The organism is Shewanella gelidii, from assembly GCF_014647855.1.
GTDB classification, from domain to species: domain Bacteria; phylum Pseudomonadota; class Gammaproteobacteria; order Enterobacterales; family Shewanellaceae; genus Shewanella; species Shewanella gelidii.
In genome coordinates, this window is record NZ_BMPZ01000001.1 from 532,340 (window position 1) to 543,784 (window position 11,445).

General features: G+C 45.0%; 7 protein-coding genes. 2 read left to right on the forward strand and 5 right to left on the reverse strand.

Features of this window, described 5'->3' with window-relative positions; all coding sequences use genetic code 11:
• Positions 1–13 precede the first annotated feature (13 nt).
• The 5 genes from pyrC to prfB form a co-directional block, all read right to left on the reverse strand.
• On the reverse strand, positions 14–1,051 hold the full coding sequence (pyrC, locus tag IEY18_RS02380; RefSeq protein WP_188917418.1) for a dihydroorotase: 1,038 nt from the start codon (positions 1,049–1,051) through the stop codon (positions 14–16).
• Between the two features lie 178 nt (positions 1,052–1,229).
• The gene (locus tag IEY18_RS02385; protein WP_188917420.1) at positions 1,230–1,709 is read right to left on the reverse strand and encodes a DM13 domain-containing protein; all 480 of its coding nucleotides are present in this window, start codon (positions 1,707–1,709) and stop codon (positions 1,230–1,232) included.
• 152 nt (positions 1,710–1,861) lie between these two features.
• A complete protein-coding gene (locus IEY18_RS02390) occupies positions 1,862–2,620 on the reverse strand; it encodes a hypothetical protein (RefSeq protein WP_188917422.1) in 759 nt (252 codons plus the stop codon).
• Between the two features lie 197 nt (positions 2,621–2,817).
• Entirely contained in the window at positions 2,818–4,320 is a 1,503-nt protein-coding gene (gene lysS, locus IEY18_RS02395; protein WP_188917424.1) for a lysine--tRNA ligase, read from the reverse strand.
• A 12-nt stretch (positions 4,321–4,332) separates the two neighbouring features.
• A protein-coding gene (gene prfB / locus IEY18_RS02400) for a peptide chain release factor 2 (protein WP_188917425.1) occupies positions 4,333–5,431 on the reverse strand; the annotation gives its coding sequence in 2 pieces (ribosomal slippage) (positions 4,333–5,355 and positions 5,357–5,431; 1,098 coding nt in all).
• Positions 5,432–5,722: 291 nt separating this feature from the next.
• On the opposite strand from prfB, the gene IEY18_RS02405 reads away from it, so the two are divergent.
• Together IEY18_RS02405 and fdhF are read left to right on the forward strand one after the other, a co-directional pair.
• Positions 5,723–6,706, forward strand: coding sequence for an ion channel (locus IEY18_RS02405; protein WP_188917427.1), 984 nt, complete (start codon positions 5,723–5,725; stop codon positions 6,704–6,706).
• A 506-nt stretch (positions 6,707–7,212) separates the two neighbouring features.
• The gene (gene fdhF / locus IEY18_RS02410) at positions 7,213–11,427 is read left to right on the forward strand and encodes a formate dehydrogenase subunit alpha (RefSeq protein WP_188917887.1); all 4,215 of its coding nucleotides are present in this window, start codon (positions 7,213–7,215) and stop codon (positions 11,425–11,427) included.
• Positions 11,428–11,445: the final 18 nt, after the last annotated feature.

The following is an 11,445-nucleotide window of genomic DNA, read 5'->3' on the forward strand; positions in this document are numbered from 1 at the left end:
TTGAGTTGCGAATTTAACCTTGTTTGACCTTCCAACTTACTTGCTCGCCAGCAAAGAATGGCACAATCGGATTGCCATTTGGCAAAATAATTTGCTCTGGCACCGTCCAGCTTTCTTTGACTAAAGTGACGGTTCCAGTATTACGTGGCAAACCGTAAAAATCTGCACCGTGGTGACTGGCAAAGCCTTCGAGCTTATCTAAAATATTCAATTCATCAAATAGTTGAGTGTAAAGCTCTAGTGCACTCCACGCACTATAGCAACCCGCACAGCCACAGGCAGACTCTTTACGATGCTTTTCATGTGGCGCTGAGTCTGTGCCTAAGAAAAACTTACTCGAACCCGTCATCACCGCCGCCTGCAGTGCCTGCTGGTGAACATTGCGCTTTAAAACGGGTAAACAGAAGTTATGCGGGCGCACACCACCGACTAACAGATCATTACGATTTAGCAAAAGATGTTGCGGAGTAATGGTTGCCGCAATATTGCTAGGTGCATCGGTAACGAACTCGGCTGCATCTTTAGTCGTGATATGCTCGAATACAATTTTAAGCGTTGGCATAGCAGCAACAATGCGCGCCATATAGCGATCGATAAATGCCTTTTCACGATCGAAAATATCAATATGCGACTCCGTGACCTCACCATGAACCAACAGCAACACGCCCTCTTCTGCCATCACTTCAAAAATTGGGAATAAGGCATCTAGCGCTTTCACGGCCGCATCAGAATTGGTCGTTGCTCCAGCAGGGTAAAGCTTTGCAGCGACAACACCAGCAGCTTTGGCGTCACGAATATCTTGCGCCGTCGTATCATTGGTTAGATATAAGGTCATTAGTGGCTCAAAGTTGCTGCCTTGCGGGCGCGCTGCCAAAATACGCGCTCGATAATCTACCGCCATCGACGCGGTTGTCACTGGCGGCACTAAATTAGGCATCACAATCGCGCGCTGAAATAATCTAGCAGTGGCAGGAACCGTTTCCCCCAGCATATCACCATCGCGAAAGTGTAAATGCCAATCATCAGGCGTAGTAATGGTTAGTTGGTCCATGGGAAATCCTTAGTTAGTGCCAGCATAAAAATTGGGCGCTATTGTGCCTCAAATTGGCTTTGCTTCATAGGCTTGGAATAGGAACGCTGACTTTATCATGACAAAAAATAAAGGCATTCAAACATTTGAATGCCTTCATCAACGACAAAGCTCTTTTTGCCCTGCTCATTGCATCACTTTAGCTTTGATATTGCGCTGCAGTAATAAACTGATTAAATGACTCACACCAAACAATGACAGTATTGTATTCACTAGGGTCAAAGCCCTCAGGCAAGGTCACGGCAAAGTTTTTGAAAGTTTCAATATCCCCTACATCCACCATAGTCGACTTGAGTCGTTTAAAATCTAACTCAGTTTCAACAAATTCCTTAGCAAAATAAAGACGATAGTCAGGCCCTGGCGCTAGCTCACCCATCAAGGTCACTATATCTGCACTAATCGCAACCGTTCCCTCGCCCCAGTGCAGTCCATCACTATCTTTTAAATCTCGAACAAACTCAGTGCGGTACTCAGCAGCACCTGCAAGCTGGCGCACCTCAGTAACTGATGGCGCATCAGGCGCCGTTATAATCGGCAAGGTATAAATTCCAGCTGCAAACCCGACAAAACCAATAACACCATGGCTAAGCAGCAATAAAATGATTTTCCAAAACTTCATAGGAACCCTCAAAAATTCAAAAAGAAATTTGATAAAGCGCAGTTAATTAACAAGACCTGACGTAACCAACTTTCTTTTCAAATCAATAAAAAACCAGCCCGAAGGCTGGTCATATAAAATGCAAAATAGTTTCATCTTTAAAGGTCTGAAAGCTAATTATTAATAACTAGAGTGATTTCGTCTACTTTACGAGCACGCAAGGCAACAATTTCGCCCCCTTCTCCATATCCATCTGCGAGCGAGCCTTCACTTCGACGAAGCAATTCAACTTCAACATCGCAGCTTTGCTCTCTATCTAGATCCTGTATTTCATTTAAAAATGCAGTATTCAGGTTGACGTTGTAATTCCCATCGTCAGCTGTCATAAAATCCTTTGCTAGTGCCACAGTGCCACCTGTAGATGTGCCACAACTAACACTTACATTAACTTTCATTTCACTATCAGATAATGCAGAGTTCCATTGCACACTCAATGGTGTATCAGAAAAAATCCTTTGTTCTTCCTCTGGCTCCACTATATCAAAAGCTAAAGGCAACTCCACATTCGAACCTAAAATATCGGGTTCTCCATTTCTATAAAAATCAATGGTAAACAACGTCACTTCCCGTGTTACTTGCACATGGGTTTGATAGTCAATATCTAGAAAATCAGTATCATGTTTAAGTTCACTGGTTTCCCCATTCACAGTAACTTCCAGCTTTTCCCCATCAGAAAGCTCAACGTTAGTACCGCTAAAACCTCCTACATTCAGTTCAGCAGTTACTTTCGCAGTTGGCCCTGCATTTCTATCCTCTATCTTTATTGATGCCCACAGCGCATTATTATCAATATTATCGGACTCGGTTGAACTCAAACAACCTGAAATAGCGAATGGTACAATCAAAAAAACAGTACATTTTTGAATAGACATAACTTAATTCCTTGTTATCTATACATGGGATATATGAAAGGCACGACTCTATTTTCATACTTAACGCATACACTAAATATTAGGCAATTGATTTTCAATACTCTATTGTAAATTCAACTCAAAATTTCAGCAGACCCCACAACAAAAAAACCAGCCCGAAGGCTGGTTTCTAATGGCTAGCTATTCGCTCTACAAATTTAAGTCTGTGGGCGCAGTGCAGGGAATAGAATCACGTCACGAATCGTGTGAGTGTTTGTAAATAGCATCACCAAACGGTCAATGCCGATACCTTGTCCAGCTGTTGGCGGTAAGCCATGTTCAAGTGCTGCGATGTAATCTGCATCATAGAACATCGCTTCATCGTCACCAGCGTCTTTGGCATCAACTTGCGCTTTAAAGCGGTTGTCTTGATCTTCTGCATCATTCAGCTCAGAGAAACCATTTGCCACTTCACGGCCACCGATGAAGAACTCGAAGCGATCAGTAATAAAGTGGTTATCATCGTTGCGACGAGCCAGCGGCGAAATATCTGCAGGGTAACCAGTAATAAAGGTTGGCTGCATTAATTGCGGCTCAGCAGTCTCACCAAAGATTTCCTCAAGCAATTGACCACAGGTCCAGAAGCTCTCCACTTCAATATGCAGGCTCTTGGCTAGCTTACGCATAAACTCAACGTCTTTCACCTCTTCATAGGTCATAGACTGAATTTCAGCATTGTCAGGGTTATATTTTTTGATTGCATCCAGCATGCTCAAACGCGCATAGGGACCACCAAAATCAACCGTGTGCTCACCGTATGGTAGCTGTGGCGACCCACAAAGCTCAACTGCGATAGAGCTCAACATCTCTTCGGTCAAGTCCATCAGATCATTGTAATCTGCATACGCCATATAGAATTCCATCATGGTGAATTCAGGGTTATGACGCGGCGATAGGCCTTCGTTACGGAAGTTACGGTTAACTTCAAACACCCGCTCAAACCCACCGACAACCAAACGCTTCAAATATAACTCTGGCGCAATACGTAAATACATTTCGATATCGAGCGCGTTATGATGTGTAATGAAAGGTCGAGCTGACGCGCCACCAGGAATGGTGTGCATCATCGGCGTTTCTACTTCCATGAACTCTTTTTTGACCATGAAATTACGAATCGCAGTCACAACTTTAGAACGCATCACAAAAGCATTACGAGACTCTTCGTTCACAATTAAGTCAACGTAACGCTGGCGGTAACGAGTCTCTTGATCTTGCAAACCATGGAATTTCTCAGGTAAAGGACGCAGAGCTTTGGTTAGTAGCTGATACTCTTCCATGTTGACATACAAATCACCCTTACCAGAAAGGTGTAATTGACCGGTAACACCTATAATGTCACCAATATCTAACCCTTGATAAGTTGCTTTCAAATCTTTTTGAACGGGTTTGCCTGCATAGGCTTGGATACGACCACTGACGTCTTGCAACACAAGAAATGGGCCACGCTTTGCCATAATTCGACCCGCGATAGAGCGCTGTACGCCCATCTCTTCGAGCGCTTCTTTGCTATATTGGCCATATTCAGCCTGAATATCCGCAGCCTTGTGTTTTCGATCGAAGTTATTTGGGTGACCATTCGCCGGACAGTTTTCGCGGATGTGCGCAAGTTTGGCACGACGCTCTGCAATTAGCTTGTTTTCATCTTGAACTTGTTCAGTCATCTTCTTCTCTCGTTACAGGCCTGACTTCAGGCTGGCTTCAATAAACTTGTCCAGGTCGCCATCAAGGACGCTCTGAGTATTACGGTTTTCTACGCCGGTACGTAAATCTTTAATTCTGGCATCATCCAATACATAGGAGCGGATTTGGCTACCCCAACCAATATCAGACTTAGCATCTTCTGCAGCTTGTTTATCTGCATTTTGTTTGAGCATTTCAAGCTCATATAATTTAGCCTTCAGCTGTTTCATCGCTGAATCACGGTTTTTATGTTGCGAGCGATCATTTTGGCACTGAACAACCGTATTGGTCGGTAAGTGAGTAATCCGGATCGCGGACTCAGTTTTGTTCACATGCTGACCACCTGCGCCCGAAGCGCGATAAGTGTCGACACGCAAGTCAGCAGGATTGATATCAATCTCAATGGAGTCGTCAATCTCTGGGTAAACAAACACAGAGCAAAATGAAGTATGGCGTTTACCGGAAGAATCAAAAGGCGACTTTCGTACTAAGCGATGGACACCGGTTTCGGTTCTTAACCAACCAAAAGCGTACTCACCGGTAAACTTAATCGTTGCGCCTTTTATTCCTGCGACATCACCATCTGTTACTTCTATCAATTCAGGTTTGTAATCGTGGGCTTCGCCCCAGCGCAGGAACATGCGCAACACCATATTAGCCCAATCTTGAGCTTCAGTGCCGCCCGAGCCTGATTGAATATCTAAGTAACAATCGGCCGTATCATGTTTACCAGAGAACATACGACGGAATTCAAGCTCCTCTAATCGCTTCTCTAGTTCATCAAGCTCACTGCTGGCGTCATTGAACGTTTCTTCATCGTCTTCTTCGACGGCGAGTTCAACTAACCCTTCGACATCTTCTAACCCAGAATCCATATCATCAATGGTTTTCACAACGGCTTCGAGTGCAGCACGTTCTTTACCCAACGCTTGGGCATTCTCAGGGTCATTCCACACTTCAGAGCTTTCCAGCTCACGGCTTACCTCTTCTAGACGCTCTTGTTTTGCGTCATAGTCAAAGGTACCCCCTCAGGAGTTCTGTACGGTCTGACAGCTCCTTGATTTTGAATTTTACCGGATTTACTTCAAACATGTTTTTTCAACTTGTTACGATTAATCGATTTGCAAGGGCGGCATTTTAACCTATGCCATCATTGAAACCTAGGCTCAATTCAGGTTTATGCTGAATATTTTTGCAAATAATTATAATCCCTAGGCACACAATTCCCTTGAAGAATTGTCTCTGGCTACCCTTTGGAGGACAGAATCAATAATGACGCTTAAAAACGAATAATATGGTTTCATCTCAACTATAGAGCATCTCCCGTGCACGACAGTTTGGCCGAAGAATTAGTCCATTCAATATTTGGCTATACTTATAACTATGGAAACCCGAGATGATATTTGCTGCTATCACGAAGACGAGGGCTTTTCGTGTAGCGAGCCAGCCGGAGATTCCGGTCTTTGCTACTGGCACGACCCAAGAATAACTAAAAATCGCCCTGACGATGCTAAACGCCTTGAAGCTTACGCCCAAAGTGGCGGTATGATGCGCGGACTCGCGTTAAAAAGAGCAAATTTAGCAGGCATTGATTTAGTCAAACATCATTCCAAAACCGGTTATGACATGAGTTTCTGTGAGCTATACCGTGCCGATCTTAATGGCTCTCACTTATTCAACCTCAATCTTGAAAATGCCAGCCTGATGAAAGCCGATCTTCGTGAAGCCAATATTCATTGTGCAAATTTATTAAACTGTAATTTATTGGGTGCGAAATGGCGCGGCGCAAGAATAGAGAACATCAAGCTTGGACAACGAATAAAACAAGAAAATCTCGCGATTCAAGCACGACAAGTCGGTGAAAGGGATATTGCCAAAGACTACTTTGAGCAAGCAGAAGAGATCTACCGTGACCTTCGTAAAGCGGCAGAAAAAGAAGGGTTGTTTACTTTTGCAGGACATTGTTTACGTCAAGAATTGGTCATGCGACGTCAACAAATGCCTAAATTTAGCTGCGCTCGGGTTCTAAGCAAAGCGACCGATCTGTTTTGCGGCTATGGAGAAGCACCATTGCGAGTCATTGTTTTCTCTGCTTTGTTCATCCTCATTTGCGCAATCCTTTACCTCTTTACTGGGCTCAAGTTCGATGGCACCGTTCATGTATTTTCAGCACAGCACGACCTTGCAACTAATGTCTCGCTATTTTTCAACTGTATATACTATTCGGTCGTCACCTTTACGACCTTAGGATATGGTGACTTTACGCCCATTGGATTAAGTCGTGCGATTGCGGCAATGGAAGCTTTTACTGGCAGTTTTACCATCGCATTGTTTGTTGTGGTATTTGTAAAAAAAATGACGCGCTAACAATAATAACATCGGGGAATACAATGATTGTTTCAGCAACAATATTGAACACAATACCCACATAACAAGTGCGTATATATGTACCCAATTAGAGATATTTAGTCACCCAAGCCAGTTTAACAAGTAAGTCACATATACTGCTGACAAAAACAGCAGCACAGCTCAGACCAGTGGGCTCCTAGCGCAAAAACGCTGAAATACTGGTCAAACCAGAATTTGTAATCCATTGATTTTAAAGGGGTCAAATATCAGACTTTAGTCTAATATTAACTTAAATGATCTAGATCACATATAAATGCATGCTAGCCAGCTTAAACTGCACAATAGGCCGAACATCTGTGAATACATCTGCAAATTTAGTGAAAACTTAAACAGCATTCGCTGCATGAAAAAACACCGTAGGTATACTCTCTTTATTCTGCCTTACCCTACAAGCCAAAAATAGCTCATTGCAAATGCAAGCAGTTAAGAAATAAATGGCACTGAACCGAAATAAAGGCCTCGCGATGATAGATATCAAAATCGATGGCAAGTCGCTATCTTTAGCGCAGGGTGACAACTTATTAAAAGTTGCTACTACTGCGGGCGTAAGCATCCCTAGTCTATGTGACTATTCCCATGATGCTGGCAAACAACACTGCAACTTGTGCCAAGTCCAGATTAAAAACAACGATGGCAGCGAACGCTGTGTTCGTGCTTGTGAAACACAGGCAGAGTCGGGCATGGATGTGATCACACAATCCAGCTACCTCAGTAAAGTTCGTCAAGCCGCTTTGAAAGAAATCTTGAGCGACCATTTCGCCGACTGTGAGGCTCCTTGCCAAACCGCATGCCCTGCAGGAGTAGATGTACAGTCTTACCTGTACCATATTGCCCAAGGTGATCACAAAGAAGCAGTCAAAGTCATTAAAGAGACTTTGCCGTTGCCGCTTTCGATTGGCCGCGTTTGCCCCGCATTTTGTGAAACCGAATGTCGCCGGGGCTTGGTTGATGAGCCAGTTGCGATTCGCCAGCTCAAGCGCCATGCCGCAGACCTTGATTTAAACGATGCTGACACCTATGTGCCACCTAGAGCACCTGCGACCGGTAAAAAAGTTGCCATTATTGGAAGTGGCCCTGCTGGATTAAGTGCGGGTTACTATTTATCAAACAATGGCCATGAGGTCACGGTGATTGAGTCTAGCCCTAAAGCTGGGGGCTGGCTTCGATATGGTATTCCTGAATACCGTTTGCCAAAGGCCATTCTAGATAAAGAAATCGAACTACTCACTCGTAACGGCATGGATATCCAAACCGGCGTCCGCCTCGGGCGCGATACCAACCTCACCGAGCTTGTCGCGGATTACGATGCCGTTTGTTTAGCCATTGGCGCACAAAAAGCGGTGCCTATGAATTACCCAGGAAGTGACTTAGATGGCTGCTACCTTGGTGTCGATTATCTGCGCGACTATTGCACAGACCAAAAATTAGTAACGGGTAAAAAAGTCGCCGTCATCGGTGGCGGTAATACAGCGATTGATTGTGCTCGTACCGCATTACGCGCAGGCGCAGACGTCACGCTAATCTATCGTCGTGGCCGCGATGAAATGCCCGCAGAACCATACGAAATTCATGAAGCAGAAGTGGAAGGCGTTAAATTCCATTTCCTAACCAACCCTGTTGAAAACCATGCCGACGAAAATGGCCGGGTAAGATCGATAACGCTTGCCAAGATGGCTTTAGGCGAACCAGATGACTCAGGTCGACGCTCTCCTAAACCCACTGGTGAAACGTTTGAGCAAGAGTTCGATACAGTGATTCCCGCGGTCTCTCAGCAAGTCGACTTAGAGTTTCTGGAACAACCAGAAAACCATGTTACTAGTGGCGAGCTTGCCCTCACTCGCTGGAAGACATTCCTAGGTTGTGAGCAAACCATGTCTGCGGGTGTCGATAAGCTTTTTGTTATTGGTGACTCGCGCACTGGACCTGCGACCGCTGTGGCTGCAGTTGGTGACGGTCGTAAAGCTGCTATCGCCATTGAGAAACAACTCAAAGAAGGCTTAACCTGTAATCTAGAGCCCGCTGAATTCAATTCGATTAAAGCAAAGAAAACGGCATCTTTATCTGTAGAGTTATACCCTGAGGTAAAACCGACACCACGCTTAAAAATGCCTGAATTAGGTGAATTACGCCGAATTATGGATTTTGCGGAAGTCGAACTTGGCTTTATTCCAGATGAAGCCATGAAAGAAGCTGCGCGTTGTCTTGAATGTGCTTGCCAAGCAAATACAGATTGTAAACTGCGAGATTACGCCACCGAGTATAAAGTCGATGGCATGAAGTTAGATCAGAGCCAAGCGCGTAAATTTAAAGTCGATGATAGCGCGCCGTTTATTACCTTTGATGCTAACCGCTGTATCAGTTGTGGCGCCTGTGTTGAGGCATGTCACAACCAAAGTGGCCATAACGCAATTTGCTTTGAGCGCGATAGCTATCAAGCCCTGCCCCTATCGCTAACGGCGAATGAGGAATTACAGCGCACTGCACCTCGTGTAGGCTTTAAAGCGTCAATGGATGATAGTGATTGTGTTCAATGTGGTAATTGTGTTCAAGTCTGCCCAACTGGCGCACTGGTTGATGCTCGAGATAAGACACAAGGTCGCACCATTGAGTTGAAGAAAACGTCAACCGTCTGTACCTATTGCGGAGTTGGCTGTCGTGTTGAGCTTCATGTGGATGAAGCCAAAAACAAAATTATGCGTGTAACCGGTGATGACACATCACCAGTCAACGAGGGGATGCTTTGCGTTAAAGGCCGCTCAGGATTTGACTTCTTACAAAGTCCGAAACGCTTGACAACACCGCTTATCCGGAAAGATGGCGAGCTACAACCTGCAAGTTGGGATGAGGCCGTTGAATATATCGCGACTCGTTTGACCAAAACGAAAGCAGATTATGGGTCCCATGCGATTTCAGCCTTGTCATCGGCCAAAGCAACAAACGAAGAAAACTTTGTATTACAGAAGTTTATTCGTAATGTTATCGGTACTAACAATATTGATCATTGCGCACGACTATGTCACTCCTCCACGGTAACAGGCTTACGCGCAACCGTTGGCAGTGGTGCAATGACCAACGATATTCCAAGCATCAAGCAATCCGATCTGATTTTCATCCTCGGTTCTGACACGACCTGCGCACACCCGATTATCGCATCCCATATTAAGAATGCGATCCAAGAACGTGGTGCTCGCCTTATGGTTGCAGATCCAAAGAAAGTCGGTATTGCCGATAGTGCTGAGCTTTACGTTGCCCAAAAACCTGGCACCGATGTCATGTTGCTCAACGCCATCATGCAACAAATTATCCTGAATGATTGGCATGACCTTGATTATATCAATGCCCGAACGCAAGGATTTGCGGCGCTAAAAGATGAACTCCTTAAAGAGGACTACAGTCTAGAAAATGCAGCGATCATTACGGGAGTTAGCGAACAAGACATTGCCGCAATGGCACGCATGATCGGTACGGCCAAGAAAACAGCTATCTACTATGCAATGGGAATTACCCAGCATACTTCTGGCCATGACAATGTCACCACGATCTCAAACCTACAATTAATTACGGGTAACCTCGGAATTGATGGCGCAGGGATTAACCCATTACGTGGCCAAAGTAATGTTCAAGGCGCATGCGATATGGGTGCGCTATACAACTATTACCCGGGCTACCAAAAAACGAACATCCCTGAACATAAGGATGCCTTTGCCAAGGCTTGGAAAAATGACAACCTTGCAACGGAGCCGGGCTTCTCCGCGACGGAAATGATGCATGCTGTCACCCAAGGTAAACTCAAGGCTCTCTATGTCATGGGTGAAAACCCAGTGCTGAGCGATCCCGATCAAGCACACGTATTAGAGGCACTCAATCAAATAGAACTCTTGATTGTCCAAGATATCTTTATGACTGAAACTGCTGAGCTTGCTCATGTGGTTCTCCCTGCTGCTGCATTTGCAGAAAAGCGTGGACACTTCACGAATACCGAGCGCCGAGTTCAACAGCTGCGCGTTGCCATGCAGCCGCCAGGTCAGGCTCTTGAAGATTGGAAGATTATCCAAAACATAGCAAAAGCTATGGGCGCAGATTGGAACTATCAATCTGAAAAAGATATTTGGGCCGAAGTAAACCAAGTCACACCCCAATATCGCGGTATCACATGGGAGCGCTTAGAAAATAACATCAATGGTATCCAATGGCCTTGTCCTGATGAAAACCACCCAGGAACCCCGATATTGCATGTTGATGAGTTTATTCGCGGCACGGGGCAATTGAAGCCTGTAGGCTATCGATTACCTGCGGAAATGCCGGATAAAGATTACCCACTAACGCTATCAACTGGGCGTCTACTTGAGCAATTCCATACAGGTACGCTCACACGTAAAACGCCAGGGCTTGATCTACTTGCTTCACCAAAAGTAATGATTTCAGTCTACGATGCCGAAAAATTGGGTGTAGGCAATGGCGACATGCTTAAGCTCAGTACGCGCCGTGGCGAGATTGAGATTGCAGCCTTTGTCACGAAGCGCGCTCAAATTGGTGTGTTATTCCTGCCCTTCCACTTTGCAGAGTCCGCAGCAAATAAGCTAACGATTAACGCCTTAGATCCGGTGTCCAAGATCCCTGAATTTAAGATTTGCGCAGTTAAAGCAGAGAAAGTTAAACCGAAGCAGCAAGCAAGCTAAACCGTAAGCATTGATGTG

What these genes read in the sequence shown, in the direction of transcription:
- pyrC (WP_188917418.1), bottom strand. Translation starts at nt 1,051, where the DNA reads ATGGACCAACTAACCATTACTACGCCTGATGATTGGCATTTACACTTT.
- IEY18_RS02385 (WP_188917420.1), bottom strand. Translation starts at nt 1,709, where the DNA reads ATGAAGTTTTGGAAAATCATTTTATTGCTGCTTAGCCATGGTGTTATT.
- IEY18_RS02390 (WP_188917422.1), bottom strand. Translation starts at nt 2,620, where the DNA reads ATGTCTATTCAAAAATGTACTGTTTTTTTGATTGTACCATTCGCTATT.
- lysS (WP_188917424.1), bottom strand. Translation starts at nt 4,320, where the DNA reads ATGACTGAACAAGTTCAAGATGAAAACAAGCTAATTGCAGAGCGTCGT.
- IEY18_RS02405 (WP_188917427.1), top strand. Translation starts at nt 5,723, where the DNA reads ATGGAAACCCGAGATGATATTTGCTGCTATCACGAAGACGAGGGCTTT.
- fdhF (WP_188917887.1), top strand. Translation starts at nt 7,213, where the DNA reads ATGATAGATATCAAAATCGATGGCAAGTCGCTATCTTTAGCGCAGGGT.